The sequence below is a fragment of the Klebsiella sp. Sb-30 genome, assembly GCF_057652795.1.
Genome location: NZ_CM172749.1, coordinates 1,599,947 through 1,617,669 on the forward strand (window position 1 = coordinate 1,599,947; position 17,723 = coordinate 1,617,669).

15 protein-coding genes are annotated in these 17,723 nt (G+C 55.8%); 6 read left to right on the forward strand and 9 right to left on the reverse strand.

Features of this window, described 5'->3' with window-relative positions; all coding sequences use genetic code 11:
• Positions 1-11 precede the first annotated feature (11 nt).
• The 5 genes from AC236I_RS07610 to AC236I_RS07630 form a co-directional block, all read right to left on the reverse strand.
• Positions 12-1,574, reverse strand: coding sequence for a cyclic di-GMP phosphodiesterase (locus AC236I_RS07610; RefSeq protein ID WP_004864826.1), 1,563 nt, complete (start codon positions 1,572-1,574; stop codon positions 12-14).
• Positions 1,575-1,761: 187 nt separating this feature from the next.
• Positions 1,762-2,334 carry a bifunctional murein DD-endopeptidase/murein LD-carboxypeptidase gene (gene mepS / locus AC236I_RS07615; protein WP_004864824.1) on the reverse strand — a complete coding sequence of 191 codons (573 nt, stop codon included), beginning with the start codon at positions 2,332-2,334 and terminating at the stop codon, positions 1,762-1,764.
• 425 nt (positions 2,335-2,759) lie between these two features.
• On the reverse strand, positions 2,760-3,467 hold the full coding sequence (locus AC236I_RS07620) for a phosphatase PAP2 family protein (RefSeq protein WP_004864822.1): 708 nt from the start codon (positions 3,465-3,467) through the stop codon (positions 2,760-2,762).
• Between the two features lie 42 nt (positions 3,468-3,509).
• Positions 3,510-4,487, reverse strand: a complete 978-nt coding sequence (locus tag AC236I_RS07625) for a CobW family GTP-binding protein (protein WP_015583833.1) — start codon at positions 4,485-4,487, stop codon at positions 3,510-3,512.
• Between the two features lie 121 nt (positions 4,488-4,608).
• Complete coding sequence (locus AC236I_RS07630) at positions 4,609-6,075, reverse strand: mannitol dehydrogenase family protein (RefSeq protein WP_088911880.1); 1,467 nt, start codon at positions 6,073-6,075, stop codon at positions 4,609-4,611.
• 206 nt (positions 6,076-6,281) lie between these two features.
• On the opposite strand from AC236I_RS07630, the gene uxuA reads away from it, so the two are divergent.
• On the forward strand, positions 6,282-7,472 hold the full coding sequence (gene uxuA, locus AC236I_RS07635) for a mannonate dehydratase (RefSeq protein WP_004864817.1): 1,191 nt from the start codon (positions 6,282-6,284) through the stop codon (positions 7,470-7,472).
• Between the two features lie 544 nt (positions 7,473-8,016).
• Here the strand turns inward: uxuA and yeiP are convergent.
• The gene (gene yeiP, locus AC236I_RS07640; RefSeq protein WP_004864815.1) at positions 8,017-8,589 is read right to left on the reverse strand and encodes an elongation factor P-like protein YeiP; all 573 of its coding nucleotides are present in this window, start codon (positions 8,587-8,589) and stop codon (positions 8,017-8,019) included.
• A 149-nt stretch (positions 8,590-8,738) separates the two neighbouring features.
• On the opposite strand from yeiP, the gene AC236I_RS07645 reads away from it, so the two are divergent.
• Positions 8,739-8,993 carry a YkgJ family cysteine cluster protein gene (locus AC236I_RS07645; protein ID WP_015583834.1) on the forward strand — a complete coding sequence of 85 codons (255 nt, stop codon included), beginning with the start codon at positions 8,739-8,741 and terminating at the stop codon, positions 8,991-8,993.
• Here the strand turns inward: AC236I_RS07645 and setB are convergent.
• A complete protein-coding gene (gene setB / locus AC236I_RS07650) occupies positions 8,990-10,171 on the reverse strand; it encodes a sugar efflux transporter SetB (protein WP_032717962.1) in 1,182 nt (393 codons plus the stop codon). The genes AC236I_RS07645 and setB overlap by 4 nt on opposite strands.
• A 331-nt stretch (positions 10,172-10,502) precedes the next feature.
• Between setB and fruB the strand changes: the two genes are divergently transcribed.
• The 3 genes from fruB to fruA are packed head-to-tail and all read left to right on the forward strand — an operon-like array spanning position 10,503 to position 14,280.
• Positions 10,503-11,633: a fused PTS fructose transporter subunit IIA/HPr protein gene (gene fruB / locus AC236I_RS07655; RefSeq protein WP_015583837.1), complete on the forward strand. Its 1,131-nt coding sequence runs from the start codon at positions 10,503-10,505 to the stop codon at positions 11,631-11,633.
• Positions 11,634-12,572 carry a 1-phosphofructokinase gene (gene fruK, locus AC236I_RS07660; RefSeq protein WP_004864796.1) on the forward strand — a complete coding sequence of 313 codons (939 nt, stop codon included), beginning with the start codon at positions 11,634-11,636 and terminating at the stop codon, positions 12,570-12,572.
• A gap of 16 nt (positions 12,573-12,588) precedes the next feature.
• Complete coding sequence (gene fruA, locus AC236I_RS07665) at positions 12,589-14,280, forward strand: PTS fructose transporter subunit IIBC (RefSeq protein ID WP_431684764.1); 1,692 nt, start codon at positions 12,589-12,591, stop codon at positions 14,278-14,280.
• Between the two features lie 115 nt (positions 14,281-14,395).
• On the opposite strand, the gene nfo is transcribed toward fruA, so the two are convergent.
• Together nfo and AC236I_RS07675 are read right to left on the reverse strand one after the other, a co-directional pair.
• A complete protein-coding gene (nfo, locus tag AC236I_RS07670; protein WP_004864792.1) occupies positions 14,396-15,253 on the reverse strand; it encodes a deoxyribonuclease IV in 858 nt (285 codons plus the stop codon).
• Between the two features lie 93 nt (positions 15,254-15,346).
• Positions 15,347-16,396: a YeiH family protein gene (locus AC236I_RS07675; protein ID WP_004864791.1), complete on the reverse strand. Its 1,050-nt coding sequence runs from the start codon at positions 16,394-16,396 to the stop codon at positions 15,347-15,349.
• 371 nt (positions 16,397-16,767) lie between these two features.
• On the opposite strand from AC236I_RS07675, the gene yieE reads away from it, so the two are divergent.
• Entirely contained in the window at positions 16,768-17,634 is an 867-nt protein-coding gene (gene yieE / locus AC236I_RS07680; protein WP_004864789.1) for a DNA-binding transcriptional regulator YeiE, read from the forward strand.
• The last annotated feature ends 89 nt before the right edge of the window (positions 17,635-17,723 follow it).

Genomic DNA, 17,723 nt, shown 5'->3' on the forward strand with positions numbered 1-17,723 from the left:
ATAAAGGGCCGTTACCGGGCGGCAAAATATTTAGCCGGTTCATCATGTGCCGCGATCAGCTCTTCCAGCGGCAGCGGACGGCTCAGCCAATAGCCCTGCAGGAAGTTTACGCCATGTTTGCGTAACCACTCCGCTTGCTCCGGCGTTTCGACCCCTTCCGCAACGGTCATGAGCTGCAGGCGGCGGCTTAGCGTCAGTACCGCATCCAGCACCGGGGAGGTGACGGTCTCGGTTCCGATAGCCTGCACGAAGCCGCGATCGATTTTCAGATAGTCAAATTTATAACGCTCGAGGTAGATAAGCGCACTATGCCCGGTACCAAAATCGTCAATCGCAATCTCAAATCCCTGCTCATGCAGCCAGTCAAAGATGGCCAGCGACTTGTTTTTATCGATCATCGCACGTTCGGTAATTTCGAGAACCACATTGAAGTGGTTGGCTGGCATGGAAGCAGCGAACTGCCGAAGATCATCCTGAAACTCGTCGGCGTGCAGATGGGACGGTGAAATATTCAGCCCCAGCTTGCTGCCGGCGGGCAGAACTTTTTGCAGGGCCGGCGCGTCGCGAGCGATCAGCGCTAATAAATGATGCGTGAGCGGCACAATCACTTGCTGCGTTTCAGCCAGGTTAATAAACACGTCGGGCGGAATTTCCCCGGCTACCGGATGGCGCCAGCGCATCAGTACTTCAATACCGCTAATGCGCAGGGTATCGGCTTTGACTACCGGTTGATAAACAACATAGAACTGATTGTTTTTTATCCCCAGCAGAATGGCTTTACGCGGATCGGATTTCAGCGTCAGCACGTAGTAACTCACCAGGCCTGCCAGCAGACCGCACATGACGCCGAGCAGCAGCGAGAATTGTGTATTTTCCGAGAGCCAGCTGTTGGCATAGAGATAGACCTTCAGCGGCACCCCTTTGATTTGTATCTGGCGAATGGGCTCTGCGTGCAGGCTTTGCGGGTCAATAAGGCGGTTGGTCAGGGTGGAAAGGGCGGTATCGTTGACAACCAGCGCGATGCTGCTGAAATCGTTCTGTCGGGCGGAGTAAAGAATATAGGGTGTCAGGTTGGTATTGATTGAGACGAAAACGCCATCGTTACCGCCGTGCGGGTTGCGTACCCACATCGCCAGGGCGGCATTACCAGGCATCATCGGCGTCCCCGGCAGGAGCAGCATATCGACCGCTTTATGGGTATCGAGATGTGGAATGAGCTGTACCAGAGGGGTGTTCATGGGGCCGGTGGCGGAGGAGCAAAAGGCGACGCCATCTTTCACCAGCAAAAACGCGCGCACGTTTGGGCTAAAGGCTGCCCGTGCGGTCAGGCCTGACGCAATATTTTCACATTTTTGATCGACCAGCGGCTGCAGGTCGGCCATGGTCTTCTCGAGCTGGCTAAAGTAATCGGTCAGGTAGACGTTGACGTTGTCGATGATACTGTCAAAACGTTCAGACCGGCTATGGTAAATCACCATAACCTGAATGCTACCGGCCAGCAGGGCGACGATCACTCCGATGAGTATGCTGGTCAGCCAGATATTACGCCGGGGTGACAGGTAACGGGTAAGCATAGGCTGTATAGTCGGTCCGTGTTAATGAGTTGCGCCAATGGGTTGATAGAAAACGTTTTCTCTATCGCCACTAAAAGGGATAGCTTATATTGCGGCATTCATATGTAAACAGGCAAAAAAAAACACCGCCTCAGCAGTGTTTTTTTGTTCTGAACGTCAGCCAAGGGATAACTGACGACAGAAAGGATTACGAGCGGCTCAGAACTCGTCGCGCTTCGTTATAGCGCTTCTTCCAGTACGGTTCGTTCATGCTGGAGATGGTCACACCGCTGCTGGTGGAAGCATGGACGAACTGATCGTTGCCGATATAGATACCGACGTGGCGACCGGTGGAACCCGCCCGGAACAGAACTAAATCGCCAGTACGCAGTTGAGAGCGTGAAATGGACTTGCCGGAATCCTGCTGCTCTGAAGTGGAGCGCGGCAGTTCCAGACCAAATTGTTCACGGAAAGTACGCTGCACGAAAGCAGAGCAATCAATGCCTTTCCGGGTGCTGCCGCCGAGGCGGTAACGCACGCCTTTCCAGCTGGCATACTGGTCCATCAAACGGGACTTAACGTCCAGATTGCTGACCATCTTTTCAAATTCATCCTGAGAGGCTTGCAGTGATGATAAATCGCCACTACCCACAGCATGCGTCTCAGAATGCATATTCTTTGCGGTACTACTTGTCGAACTACAGGCAGAGAGCAAAACTGCCACTGCTATCGCGGGCACTACCCGCAAGATATATCTCAAAATCGGCTGAGATTTGACCATGTGGTTTGTTTTCCCTTGTTGTCCTTAACGACAATGTCGTTATAAAAAATGCCAAACGTGTTAGAGCCTAAATACCTGCCAGCAATGAGACAATTCCTTAAACCTAAATTTGTGGGATACCGCACAAATTTATTTTTGAGCCGGATTGAGGTTACTGGAAAGGCAAAACGAGATTGAGATTACCCTATCAAACGTGGGATGGCGAGCGGTTTTGCGAGATTTCTTATAAGAATTTGTGCATCTAAAAGTGAATCGTCGGGAAAGCGCAAAATAGCGGCAATTGTGGGTAAAAAATATGCAATTGCTTCATTTGTAAGACGATTAATGTGACAGGAAGATGACGTTGGCGATAAAAACACGGGCAAATAAAAAAGGGACCGAGAACGATCCCTTATGGATATAGTTAATAATATGTAAGGAAGAGATTAATTTTTACCCACTCCGCCGGGAAGCGAACGGTTAAACCAGGCGATCAATATGTCGCTTAACGGTGTCATCAGAACCCAGGGAATGCCAATGAGGACGGCGGTCAATGAGCCAACGGCAATATCGGTAAACCAGTGGGCGCCGATCATGACCCGCGGAAAAGCGAAAACAACAAAAATAGTCAGGGCAATAGCAAACGCCCGACGGCCAAAATAGCGCCACATGAAGGTGGCGAAGATCAGCAGCATCATGCCGTGATCGCCGGGAAAACTGTCTTTCGACGCATCTTTGGTCGGGAAGGCGACAACATCACTCACTTTTACAATATCGCTGAACGCGAGCGACGGGCTGGCGCGTTTAACCGGCATCAGATGCTGCGCCAGCTGATTAATGACTACCGCGAACAGCAGCATGACCAGGCCGATAATGACGATCCGACGGCGACCGGCGCTTTGCTCCTTCAACCAGAAGCTCAGCATCAGGGCGCCCATCGCCAGCAAAGAGCAGGCGTCGAAAGCCCGGTTATTGATGATAGCCAGCAGCCAGGCATAGGCCTGACTCTTTCCCACACCCTGGTTAAAGAAGTGGAAAATGGCGGAATCCAGCGGCAACCAGAAACCATGATTCGCGGGCAAATACCACGAAAAAAAGAGGGCAAAGCCCGCAGCGTTAAGCAGCAGGATCAGGGGAATTCGGTTTTTAATCATAACAGTTGCGAGTTGTGTAAGACGGCGGGAAACATACCCGCCTTAACCTAAACGAAGTTTCAACAAAGAGGCTTGTAACGCATTCCAGTCCGCCTCGGATTCGGTAATCAGCTCAATACGGCTGTCCGGGGGCGCAACGTTTTGGGTTTCAATATGCAGATCAAGTCCCTGACGGTTAATACGTACCAGGCCTTCGGCAATACGCATCACGCCTTTGACGCGGGCAACCGGCGCCAGACGAGCCCACTCAAGCAGGCCAATCGTATCAAAGGTCGTATCGGCATCAAAGATCCAGCCGCAGGCCTGGTAGCCCTGACCGCTGTTGAGGCTCCGTCGCCAGCGTTGGTGGGCCGGCAGGCTGAGCGCGGCCAGACCTTTTTTCTGCCCGTGACTGTGCGCATGTTCGGCACTTTCCGGCAGCGGTGTCAGATTCCGGCGCGGTAAATCCAGCAGCTTCGGGTCGATATTGCCGTGGGTGGCACCAATATGCAGTCGCTCGCCCGCGTGTTCCTGCCACCAGGCGTCAAAGGCCTGTTCGCTTTCCGCCGTCATCCGGTCCGTTTTATTGCTGATAATGACATCGGCCGCCGCCAGCTGATCGCGGAAGTTGTCGTTCGCCATGACTTTACTGTCCAGCAGCTGGCGGGGATCCAGCACGCACAGGGTGGCGCGAAGATCGATCCACGGCTCGTAGACGGCGGCGGTCAGAATATCGAGAATTTGTTTGGGATGGCCGAGCCCGGTAGGCTCAATCAGCAGACGATCCGGTTTCCCCTGGCGCAGCAGGGTATTCAACCCCACCTGCATCGGCAGGCCGTTGACGCAGCACATACAGCCGCCGGGAATTTCTTTGAGCAGGGCGCCGCTATCGGCCAGCAAAGCGCCATCGATACCCACTTCGCCAAACTCATTAACCAGCACGGCCCATTTTTCATCTGCAGGCTTGTGGGCCAGCAGATGAAGAATCGAGGTCGTTTTACCGCTGCCGAGAAACCCCGTGATCAAGTTGGTTTTGGTCACATTTTCTCCAGGATACAAATGTAATGTTGTAACAGTTGAGACTATCCTGACGAAAAAAAGGGGAAAAGAGAAGGGCTACGGCGGACAGAAAAGAATTCTGTCCGCAAAAGAGCAGCAATTGTTAAATCCCGGGCACGTTGGCGATAGCCTGGCGGGCACCGACGGTACAAAGCTGATGCCAGGCGGCGGTGATGTTGTCTACAAACTGCGTATTGCCCGGCAGGTCGCGACCGAAGATTTCTTCCAGGGATAGCAGGGCGCTGACGCGTTCCTCGTTGCGGCTGCCGGCAACCAGAGCCTGAATCTTCTCGCTCAGCGGGTCGCGAATATCGATAGCCTGACCGGCATCATCTATACCGCTGACGTAGCGCATCCAGCCCGCCACGCCGAGCGCCAGCAACGGCCAGCGGCTACCGCGCTGCAGGTGAACGCGAATACCGTCAAGCATACGCTGTGGAAGCTTCTGACTGCCGTCCATCGCTATCTGCCAGGTGCGATGTTTAAGCGCTGGATTGCTGAAGCGCGCGATCAGACTGTCGGCATAGTGCGTCAGATTGACGCCTTCGATAGCCAGCGTCGGGGCCTGTTCGTCAAGCATCAGTCGGCGAGCGGCGCTGCGCAGCACCGCATCCTGCATGCAGTCACTGATATGCGCATGGCCGGCAAGGTAGCCGAGCCAGGCAAGGAAGGAGTGGCTGCCGTTGAGCATCCGCAGTTTCATCTGTTCCCACGGCAGCACGTTATCGGTCATCTGGGCGCCGGCAATTTCCCACGCCGGGCGGCCCGCCACGAAGTTATCCTCAATCACCCACTGAATAAATGGCTCACAGCTGATGGCGCATGGGTCTTCTACGCCGAGTGCGGCGCTGATTTCAGCCAGCGACTCATCGGTGGCGGCGGGCACAATACGGTCAACCATGGTGCCGGGAAAACTGACGTGTTCAGCGATCCACTGCGCCAGTTCGGGGGCGCGCTTCTCCGCCATGCCCAGAACCGCATTTTTAACCACGTGGCCGTTATCAGGAATATTATCGCAGGAGAGTACCGTAAACGGCGGCAGGCCTCGTTCGCGGCGGCGGGACAAGGCTTCGACCAGAATCCCCGGCACCGACTGCGGCAGCGTGGGATTGTCCAGATCGTGAGTAATGCGCGGCTGCGTCAGGTCCAGCGTGCCGCTGGCGGGATCGATACAGTAGCCTTTCTCTGTAATGGTGAGCGAGACGATGGCCACCTGCGGTTCGCAGAATTTTTCAATGATAGCGGGCAGAGAGTCCAGCTTTGCATTCAGACATTCGTGAACGGCGCCTACGACAATCGGCTGGTTGCCGTGCGCGCCTTTTTCCAGCACGGTGAACAGGTGGTCCTGCTGACGGAGCTGGCTCATCAGCCGGTCGCCGCTGAACAGGCTAATTTCGCAGATCCCCCAGTCTCCGCCGCTGGCGTTCAGCACCCGATCGGTAAGCAGGGCCTGATGAGCGCGATGAAACGCCCCGAAGCCAAAGTGCACAATGCGCGAGCGCAGCTGGCTGCGATCGTACTGAGGAAGCTGCACGCTTTCTGGCAGCGTAGCGGTAGCAATAGTTGTCATTCTTTACACACCTGATTAACCAATGATTAACAATGCCAGTGTAAAGTTATATGACAACAAATTAAATTGGTGAGCCGTATTTATACGCTTAGTGTGAGCTGGATCAATCAATTTAGCGGGATAAATTGATCCCCGGCGAGAAGCCTGTATGGTAGTCATCATTGATGTTGGCGTTATTGGTATAACAACTTTGAGAGGGCATAGCGATGGAACAAACCTGGCGTTGGTATGGACCGAACGATCCGGTGTCGCTTGATGATGTACGGCAGGCTGGCGCGACGGGTGTGGTCACCGCACTGCACCATATTCCTAATGGTCAAGTCTGGCCGGTTGACGAAATTAAACAGCGTCAGGCGCTGCTGGCGGAAAAAGGGTTGACGTGGTCGGTCGTGGAAAGTATCCCGGTACACGAAGAGATCAAAACCCAAAGCGGGCAGTGTGCGACCTGGATCGCCAACTACCAGCAGAGCATTCGTAACCTGGCAGCCTGCGGGATTGATACCGTCTGCTATAACTTCATGCCAATTCTCGACTGGACGCGCACTGACCTTGAGTACCAGCTGCCGGACGGTTCGAAAGCCTTGCGTTTTGACCAAATCGCGTTTGCCGCTTTTGAGTTACATATCCTTAAGCGCCCTGGCGCCGAGGCGGATTACAGTGAAGAGGAGCAGCGCCAGGCGCAGGCTCGTTTTGCGGCGATGAGCGAAGCAGATATTGAAAAGCTGACCCGCAATATTATTGCCGGTTTACCGGGCGCAGAAGAGGGCTATACCCTCGAACAGTTCCGCGCGCGGCTGGCGGAATATGACCATATCAATAAAGCGCAGCTGCGTGAGAACATGGCCGTCTTCCTGCGTGCTATCGTACCGGTATGCGAAGAGGTTGGCGTACGGTTGGCCGTACACCCGGACGATCCGCCGCGTCCGATCCTCGGTCTGCCGCGTATCGTTTCGACTATCGAAGACATGCAATGGCTGAAAGAGACCGTGGACAGCATCAACAACGGCTTTACGATGTGCACCGGTTCTTACGGCGTGCGTGCCGATAACGATCTGGTGAAAATGGTCGAAACCTTCGGCGACAGGATCCACTTCACTCATCTGCGTTCGACCTGCCGTGAAGAGAACCCCAAAACGTTCCACGAAGCGGCGCATCTGACCGGTGACGTCAATATGGTGGCGGTGGTGGATGCGATTCTGAGCGAAGAGCTGCGTCGCAAGCATGCGGGCGATCTGCGTCCGATTCCGTTCCGTCCGGACCATGGCCACCAGATGCTGGACGATCTGCGTAAGAAAACCAACCCGGGCTATTCGGCGATTGGTCGTCTGAAGGGGATGGCGGAAGTACGCGGCGTTGAGCTGGCGCTGAAGATGACGAAGTATCCGGAACTGCTGTAATTCTGGCGGCGGGAAGGTAAGAAGTAGAAAGGACAGCCTCTGGATTGATGCCGATCGTTTACGGGTCGGCTGACCGATCCGGCGGAGGTGTAAGAATCCGTCATCTCAAAGAAATTGCCGGTTTTTTATGTGGCGCTGTCAGGTTTTCAACATTTCTGCAGGCGAGCCTGTCCTGGAGATTGTTGTTAAGCCGGGGATGGCGTTTTTATGGTGGTTTGCGTGAAAGGGGGCTTCGCACTCCGAGCATGTGTTCTGTGGGATATTCCGTTCACCTGCAGCGGGTGTGAGAACAGTGTCGGATGCATCGTGAACGGAACATGCCACAAAAGTGAACGGAATACTCCACGGCACCCACGCGACAGACCCCTTTCGTACCAACCACCGTTTACCGGCATCGCCCTGACCTGAGATAAAGCAAAAAAAATGCGGGTCACCTTTAAGTGACCCGCATTAGCCTCTGGCCGTTTTTTTTGTCTTACTGCCCGGCTCATGCGGCGGGCGGTCTGGACAGGGCGTTTCCGCCCTTATCCGCCACGACGCGATATTAGTCCGCGCGACCCATATAGCGGCTTTCTTCGATATGAATACGAATTTTCTCGCCGGTGGTCAGGTATTCCGGAACCTGAATCACCAGGCCGGTGCTCAGGGTCGCCGGTTTGGTGCGAGAGCTTGCCGAGGCGCCTTTAATGCCCGGTGCGGTTTCCACGATTTCCAGATCCACGGTCTGCGGCAGCTCCAGCGCCAGCAGCTGGCCATCCCAGGTCAGAACCTGCATATCAGGCATGCCGCCTTCCGGAATGAACAGCAGCTCTTCTTCAATCTGCTCTTTGGTGAAGGTGTACGGCGTGTAATCTTCTTTATCCATAAACACGTACTCGTTGCCGTCAACATAGGAGAAGTCAACGAAACGGCGGGTCAGGGTCACGGTGTCAACGATATCGTCGCCTTTAAAGCGCTCTTCCACTTTCAGACCGGTACGTACATCAGAGAAACGCATTTTGTACAGCGTTGCTGCGCCACGGGCGCTCGGTGACTGAATATCAATATTTTTTACAATCAGCAGCTTGCCATTGTAATTCAGCACCATACCTTTTTTAATTTCATTCGCTCTTGGCATTGCAGTAATCCTGTCACTTAACGGTTCAAAAAATATCGCGTAAAACTACTCGTGCCGGGGCTTTCAGGCAAGTGGAATTCGCGAGTTTTGCTATCTCTGGACAAAACGTTTAGGCTGGGCCGTGAACCGCAACATCAAGAGAGTCATTTATGGAATGTCGTATCGATTGCGGTGCCTGCTGTATCGCCCCCTCTATTTCATCCCCGATCCCCGGAATGCCTGACGGCAAGCCTGCTAACACGCGCTGCGTCCAGCTTTCGGAACAGAATCTGTGCAACATCTTCACGTCGCCGCTCAGACCGAAAGTCTGCGCCAGCCTGCAGCCTGTCTTTGAGATGTGTTCGACAAATCGCGAAGCGGCCATGACCTATCTTATCCAGCTGGAAGCGAGCACCGCGCCTTAAACGTCTTTAATGCGCCACAGGCAAAGCAATGACACCGCGCCCATGCCGAGGGCAATCCAGAAAACAGCGTGATAGCTCCAGATTTCTGCCACCACGCCCGCCAGCGAACCGGCAATAATCCAGCCGACGCGGGTGGTATTGGTATACAGCGTGGTGGCAGCGCCGGCCTGGCCGGGCATCAGATCCTGGAAGTAGAGCATGCCAATACCGGCCAGAATACCGATGAATATCGCGTTCAGCGCCTGCAGAGCCAGCAGTAAAGCGGGCGTATGCACCAGCAGCATCCCCACGTAAAACAGTATTCCGGCCGCCGCGGCGAGGCGCATCAAAAAGCGCTTACCAAAGCGCCGGGCATAATAGCCGGCAATCAGCATCGTCGGGATTTCCAACCCGGCGGCGGTCCCCATCATCAGCCCGGCCAGCTTCTCGGATAAATGCAGCTCATTAATGATATAGAGCGGCATATTAATAATGTACAGGCTGTTAATACCCCACATTAATGTGCAAACGCTGAACAGCAGCAGCGCATCGCGACGATGGGTACGCGGCGCTTCCAGATGACCGACTGCCGCCAGTTTCTCTTTGCGCATGCTGGGCAGAAAGAACCATACCATCGCTCCGCAGACCACAAAGGCGATCGCGGCGCAGAGATACATCACGGTAAAGCCGAACCCCATGGCCAGCGCGTAGGCCAGCGGCGGGCCGATCACCCACGCCAGCGAGACCTGGGCACGCAAAATGGAGCTGAACATCACCGCTTCGCGGCCGGTTTTATCGGCATGCTCGCGCGCCAGGGCGAACATCTGCGGGTTGGCGGTGGAGCCGAAGCTGCTGAGGAAGACCCCGACGAAGAGCAGAATAAAGTAGTTGCGGTTCCAGGCGAACAGCAGGCAGGCCAGGACCCCAAGCAGGCAGCAAAAGACAATCAGCTGCTTGCGATCGCCCTGGCGGTCCGAGCGTCCGGCGAGAAACTGGCTGACCAGAATACCGATCACCGCGCTACCGGTAAAAAAGAAGCCGACCATCGCCGGGCGCACATGCACTTCGTTGGTTAAAAACAGGCTCAGGGTCGGCGTTTGCAACGCGCCGGCAATGCCCGTCAGGAAGGCAACGATCAGGAAAGCAGAAGAGGTTAAATCGAACCCGCGTCGGGGGAGGGCGGCGCTACTGTTTTGCATGGGTGGTTATCTGTAATTGTCTGAGCAGCGGAGTTTACGCCGTCACTCAGAAAATGAACAGTAGTATGGTATGTAAAATTAAAAAGCAGTTTCAAATTAGTCATTTCAGCAAAAAGCTGAAGCCTGGCTGAATGCGAACGTCGGGCTTCAGCAAAAGTGTGCTGCACCTCTAATTTCCGTTATCAGGTTGATAACAGATCTTGCGCAGTGGATAAGAAAGGTACAGACTCATTGAAACGTTTCAGCGTCATCGGGAGTTTCTCCATCAGGAAGATGACGCCTTTTTTCGCAAAATAGCTGAAACGATTCAATACAGCAGGAGAGGAGAACCATGTTCCAGTTATCTGTGCAGGATATTCATCCCGGCCAGCAGGCCGGTAATAAAGAAGAGGCGATTCGTCAGGTTGCCGCAGCGCTGGTCAGCGCGGGCAACGTGGCGGAAGGCTACGTTAACGGGATGCTGGCTCGCGAGCAGCAAACCTCCACATTCCTTGGCAATGGCATTGCCATCCCGCACGGGACTACCGACACGCGTGACCAGGTGCTGAAAACCGGCGTTCAGGTCTATCAGTTTCCGCAGGGCGTAACCTGGGGAGAAGGGCAGACCGCGTACGTGGCAATCGGTATCGCCGCCAGCTCGGATGAACATCTGGGGCTTCTGCGTCAGCTGACCCACGTCCTGAGCGATGATTCAGTCGCTGAACAACTTAAATCAGCGACCACGGCGGAAGAGCTGCGGGCCCTGTTGATGGGTGAAAAGCAGAGCGAAGCGCTGAAACTGGATAATGACACGCTGAGCCTGGATATCGCTGCCAGCGACCTGATGACATTACAGGCGCTGAACGCCGCGCGTCTGAAAGAGGCTGGCGCCGTTGACGCCTCTTTCGTCAGCCGCACCATCAATGATAAACCGCTTAATCTCGGGCAGGGCATCTGGCTGAACGACAGCGCGGAAGGCAACCTGCGCAGCGCGATTGCGGTCAGCCGTGCCGCCAGCACATTTACCGCCGATGAGCAGCCGGTCTCGCTGCTGATAACCGTCGCGATGGCAGATGAACAGCCTACCGCGGTACTGAATCGCCTGAGCAATCTGCTTATTGATAAAAAAGCTGACCGTCTGCTGAAGTCTGATGGCGCGACGTTGCTGGCGCTGCTGACCAGCGACGAGGCTATCGCCGACGACGTGCTGAGCGCCGAGTATGTGGTGCGCAATGAGCACGGGCTGCACGCCCGTCCGGGCACGATGCTGGTGAACACCATTAAACAATTTTCCAGCGACATTACCGTCACCAATCTGGACGGATCCGGCAAGCCGGCAAATGGCCGCAGCCTGATGAAAGTCGTGGCGCTGGGCGTGAAGAAAGGCCACCGTCTGCGCTTCACTGCGCAGGGTGAAGATGCGCAACAGGCTCTGGATGCGATTGGCGAAGCGATCGCCGCAGGCCTTGGGGAGGGCGCATAAATGAGCAGACGTGTAGCAACGATTACATTAAACCCGGCGTATGACCTGGTGGGTTTCACACCGGAAATTGAACGCGGGGAGGTCAACCTTGTGCGGACCACCGGTCTGCATGCCGCCGGGAAAGGTATCAACGTGGCGAAAGTGCTGAAAGATCTCGGCATTGACGTCACCGTTGGCGGATTTCTTGGTAAAGATAACCAGGATGGTTTTCAGCAGCTGTTCAGCGAGCTGGGGATTGCCAACCGTTTCCAGGTGGTTCAGGGGCGGACGCGCATCAACGTCAAGCTGACGGAAAAAGATGGTGAAGTGACCGATTTCAACTTCTCCGGTTTTGAAGTGACCCCGGCCGACTGGGAACGCTTTGTGAATGACTCCCTGAGCTGGCTGGGTCAGTTCGACATGGTGTGCGTCAGCGGCAGTCTGCCGTCAGGCGTTAGCCCGGAAGCCTTCACTGACTGGATGGTTCGCCTGCGCAGCCAGTGTCCGTGCATTATCTTTGACAGCAGCCGCGAAGCGCTGGTTGCCGGTCTGAAAGCCGCGCCGTGGCTGGTGAAGCCAAACCGTCGCGAGCTGGAAATTTGGGCGGGCCGTAAGCTGCCGGAAATGAAAGACGTGATTGATGCGGCGCATGCGCTGCGCGAGCAGGGCATTGCCCACGTGGTTATCTCCCTCGGCGAAGAGGGTGCGCTGTGGGTTAACGCCTCGGGCGAATGGATTGCGAAACCGCCTTCCGTCGAAGTGGTCAGCACCGTTGGTGCCGGGGATTCCATGGTTGGCGGTCTGATCTACGGCCTGCTGATGCGTGAATCCAGCGAGCATACGCTGCGTCTGGCCACTGCCGTCGCGGCGCTGGCGGTTAGCCAGAGCAATGTCGGTATTACCGATCGTACCCAGTTGGCCGCCATGATGGCGCGTGTCGACTTAAAACCCTTTAATTGACAGCAGGAGAGGCATAATGAAAACGCTGCTGATTATTGATGCCGGACTTGGACAGGCGCGCGCCTATATGGCGAAAACCCTGCTGGGTACCGCAGCGCATAAAGCGCATCTTGAACTGACCGATAACCCGAACGACGCTGAACTGGCGATCGTTCTCGGCACTGCCCTGCCGGCGGATAGCGCGCTGAGCGGTAAACAGGTGTTCCTCGGCGATATTAATCGCGCCGTTGCGCATCCGGAGCTGTTCCTGAGCGAAGCGAAAAGCCATGCGACGCCGTACGCTGCTCCGGCAGCTGCGTCACTGCCGGCCGCGACCGGTGGTGCAAAACGCATCGTGGCGATCACCGCTTGCCCTACCGGCGTTGCGCATACCTTTATGGCGGCAGAAGCCATTGAAACCGAAGCCAAAAAACGCGGCTGGTGGGTGAAGGTGGAAACTCGCGGCTCGGTCGGCGCAGGTAACGCCATCACGCCGGAAGAGGTGGCGCAGGCGGATCTGGTGATTGTGGCTGCCGATATTGAAGTCGACCTGGCAAAATTTGCCGGCAAATCGATGTATCGCACCACTACCGGTCTGGCGCTGAAGAAAACGGCCCAGGAACTGGATAAAGCCGTTGTTGAAGCGAAACCGTACCAGCCATCCGGTCAGAGCGGCAAGCAGGCTGATGCGGCGAAGAAAGAGGGCGGCGGTGCCTATCGTCACCTGCTGACCGGCGTCTCTTATATGCTGCCGATGGTCGTTGCCGGCGGTCTGTGTATTGCGCTCTCCTTTGCCTTTGGTATTAAAGCCTTTGAAGTGAAGGATACCCTTGCCGCCGCGCTGATGCAGATTGGCGGAGGTTCAGCCTTTGCGTTGATGGTTCCGGTGCTGGCGGGCTTTATCGCCTTCTCCATTGCCGACCGTCCGGGCCTGACGCCGGGTCTTATCGGCGGGATGCTGGCCGTCAGCGGCGGCTCCGGCTTTATCGGCGGGATTATCGCCGGTTTCCTTGCCGGTTACGTTGCTAAACTGATCAGCACTAAATTGAAGCTGCCGCCGAGCATGGAAGCGCTGAAACCGATTCTGATCATTCCGCTGGTCTCCAGCCTGATCGTCGGCCTGGCGATGATCTACCTGATTGGCAAACCTGTTGCCGGTATTCTGGCAGGGCTGACCCACTGGCTGCAAACGATGGGAACGGCGAACGCGGTACTGTTGGGCGCAATTCTCGGCGCGATGATGTGTACCGACATGGGGGGCCCGGTGAACAAAGCAGCCTATGCCTTCGGCGTCGGTCTGCTGAGTACCCAAACCTACGCACCGATGGCGGCGATTATGGCGGCCGGTATGGTGCCACCGCTGGCAATGGGTATCGCCACGCTGGTTGCCCGCAATAAGTTTGATAAAGGGCAACGGGAAGGGGGGAAAGCGGCGCTGGTTCTGGGTCTGTGCTTTATCTCTGAAGGGGCCATTCCGTTTGCTGCCCGTGACCCGATGCGTGTCCTGCCATGCTGTATCGTAGGCGGCGCGGTGACTGGTGCTATCTCTATGGCTATCGGAGCGAAACTGATGGCGCCGCACGGCGGTCTGTTCGTCCTGCTGATTCCTGGCGCGATTACCCCAGTGGTTGGTTATCTGCTGGCGATTGTTGCCGGTACCCTGGTGGCCGGTCTCTCCTATGCGGTGCTGAAACGTCCGGAAGGACAGACCGCGGAAAAAGCGGCCTGAGTTATCCTCCGCGATAGAGCGTCGTAATAAAACAAAAGGGCCGAATATTCGGCCCTTTTTCTGTTCTACTTCTCTACGTAGCGATACGTTTCACACGGCCCGCACGCGGCTGGCGTCAGGCCGAGGCCTCTTCCGTTTGTTGCGCTCGCAGCCAGGCAATCTCTTCTGCCCAGATATCCGGGTTAATGGTTTCCAGAATCAACGGGATACCATCGAAGCGGCTGTCCTGCATGATCCAGCGGAAAGCGTCGTGGCCGATATTGCCTTCGCCCAGGCTGTGGTGGCGGTCAACGCGGCTGCCGAAGGCGCTTTTGGCATCGTTGAGGTGCATGCCGCGCAGATAGCGGAAACCGACAATACGTTCGAAGTCGGCGAAGGTTTTCTCACACGCTTCTGCGCTACGCAGGTCATAACCGGCGGCAAAGGCGTGGCAGGTATCAATGCAGACGCCGACGCGGGATTTGTCCTCCACGCCGTCAATAATGGCGGCCAGGTGTTCAAACTGGAAACCGAGGTTGCTGCCCTGGCCGGCGGTATTTTCAATGACGGCGGTCACGCCTTCGGTTTTAGCCAATGCAATATTAATGGACTCGGCAATACGCGCCAGGCACTCGTCCTCCGGTATCTGCTGCAGGTGGCTGCCGGGATGGAAATTGAGCAGCGTCAGTCCGAGCTGCTGGCAGCGGCTCAGTTCATCGATAAAGGCATCGCGAGATTTTTCCAGCGCCTCCTCAACCGGGTGGCCGAGGTTAATCAGGTAGCTGTCGTGCGGCAGGATTTGTCCGGGACCAAAGCGGTATTTTTCGCAGGCGGCTTTGAATTCAGCAATTGTTTCGTCGCTGAGCGGGGCAGCTCGCCATTGCCGCTGGTTTTTGGTAAACAGCGCGAAGGCGGTGGCGTCGATTTCGGCGGCGCGAATGGCGGCATTGGCCAGTCCGCCGGAGGCGCTGACGTGCGCTCCAATGTATTTCATAAAAAAGCTCCAGTTAAGCCGCTGGGTGGAGAGTAATGATAGCGGCTTAACTGCAGAGTTACATCAACGAATGCGTGCGTTCACGCGACCGGGTTATGCCATCAGGCTGTGAATCACCAGGTTGATGGCACCCCCGCCGACGATCAGCCAGACGAACAGTATCAAGGCCATCAGCAGCGGTTTAGCACCGGCTTTTTTCAGCGCGCTGACGTGAGTGGTCAGCCCCAGTGCCGCCATCGCCATCGCCAGCAGGACGGTATCGAGCGTTACCAGCATGTCGACGACCGGTTTTGGCAACAGGTGGAAAGAGTTAAACACCGCCACCAGAATGAACAGGATGGCAAACCACGGAATGGTGATTTTGCTTTTTTCTCCCTGGCCCTCTGGCGCCAGCTGTTTGACGCGAGCGGCCATAAACAGCAGGAACGGAGCCAGCATCATCACGCGCAGCATTTTCGCAATCACCGCGGCATTTTCCGCATCCGGGCTGATTGCATGTCCTGCGGCTACGACCTGCGCCACCTCATGCATCGTAGAGCCCATATAGATGCCATAGGCTTCCGGTGTGAACCAGTGCGCCAGCATCGGATACATCGCCGGATAGAGGAAGATAGCCAGGGTACCGAAAATGACTACCGTAGCCACCGCGACGGTCACTTTACTGGCTTCCGCCTTGACGACCGGCTCGGTAGCCAGAATTGCGGCGGCGCCGCAGATGCTGCTACCGGCGCCAATCAGCCAGCTGGTATGTTTGTCGAGGCCGAAGACCTTCTGCCCGAGGTAACAGGCGATAAAAAAGGTGCTGGTCAGCGTCAGTACGTCGATAGTGATACCGCTGACGCCGACATCGGCGATTTGGGCGAACGTCAGGCGAAAACCGTATAAAATAATGCCGAGTCGTAACAGATGTTGTTTGGCAAAGATCACGCCGCCATCACAGGATTGCCAGAGCTTAGGGTAAATCGTGTTACCGATGACCATACCGAATAAGATGGCCAGCGTCAGTGCGCTGAAGCCGGCGCCGGCGATAGCGGAAAAGCTACCAGCCCAAAGCGCAGCGCCGGTCAGAACGGCGGTCAGCGCAAGTCCCGGGATAAAATGCCATAGGGTGCGATGTTTAGTCGGTAAAGTGAGTGCTGTCATAACCTTCTCCTTTGTCTGTGTAAAGATTACGACGGACTGGTTTAAATATAAAATTGATTATATATTTATAATCAATCGGAATAAGTGGTATACCCGCCATACATCAAGGTGCTGTGCGTTGGCTGCGCTCACTTACCCCAGTCACATGTTTCAGTAAGTGCCTGGGGGACTTGCTCTCTGGCCGCATGATTCGGCCTATGGCCTGAACCCTTTGGGGCCAGCGTAAACGCTGTTCAGGACGGTTAACCGTCTTGTCCTGCAACTCGAATTATTCAGGGTATATGCGAATATTTTCGCGTCTGGAGTGGCATTCTCACCATCGACCGGTTGTCGGAGAGCCACGCTGTATATAAATGAAGGCAGGATGAGTTATGCATATCACGCTACGGCAGCTGGAAGTATTTGCTGAGGTGCTAAAGAGCGGGTCAACGACCCAGGCGTCACAGATGCTGGCGCTTTCTCAATCGGCGGTCAGCGCGGCGCTGACCGATCTGGAGGGGCAGCTGGGCGTGCAGCTGTTTGACCGCGTCGGCAAGCGGCTGGTGGTAAACGAACATGGCCGGCTTCTCTACCCGCGGGCGCTGGCATTACTGGAGCGCGCGCTAGAGATTGAGCAGCTGTTTCGCGGCGACAATGGCGCGATCCGGGTTTATGCCAGCAGCACGATCGGCAACTATATCCTGCCGGAAATTATCGCCCACTATCGCCGAGATTTTCCCGACCTGCCGCTGGAGCTGAGCGTGGGCAATAGCCAGGACGTGATTAATGCGGTCGCCGATCTGCGGGTGGATATCGGGCTTATCGAAGGGCCATGTCATGCGGCAGACATTATCGCCGAGCCATGGCTGGAAGATGAGCTCGTGGTGTTCGCCGCACCGGATTCGCCGCTGCTGGAAGGGGAGGTGACGCTGCAACGGCTGGCGGAAGCGCCGTGGATCCTGCGTGAACATGGCTCCGGCACCCGCGAAATCGTTGACTACCTGTTGCTGTCGCATCTGCCGGCGTTTCATCTGGGCATGGAGCTCGGCAATTCGGAAGCTATCAAACACGCCGTGCGTCACGGCCTGGGCATCAGCTGCCTCTCCCGGCGGGTTATCGCCGAACAGCTGGAGGTGGGATCGCTGGTTGAACTGCCAGTCCCGCTGCCTAATCTGACCCGCACTCTGTGGCGGATTCACCATCGGCAAAAGCATATTTCCAAGGCATTACAACGTTTTCTGCGCTACTGTCAGGTATAAATCATCGGCGGCTAGCAAGGGTATTATCGTGAGAGATCAGCAGATTATGACTGGCATTTCCGGGGATTAGTGCTTTACTAATAATCCAT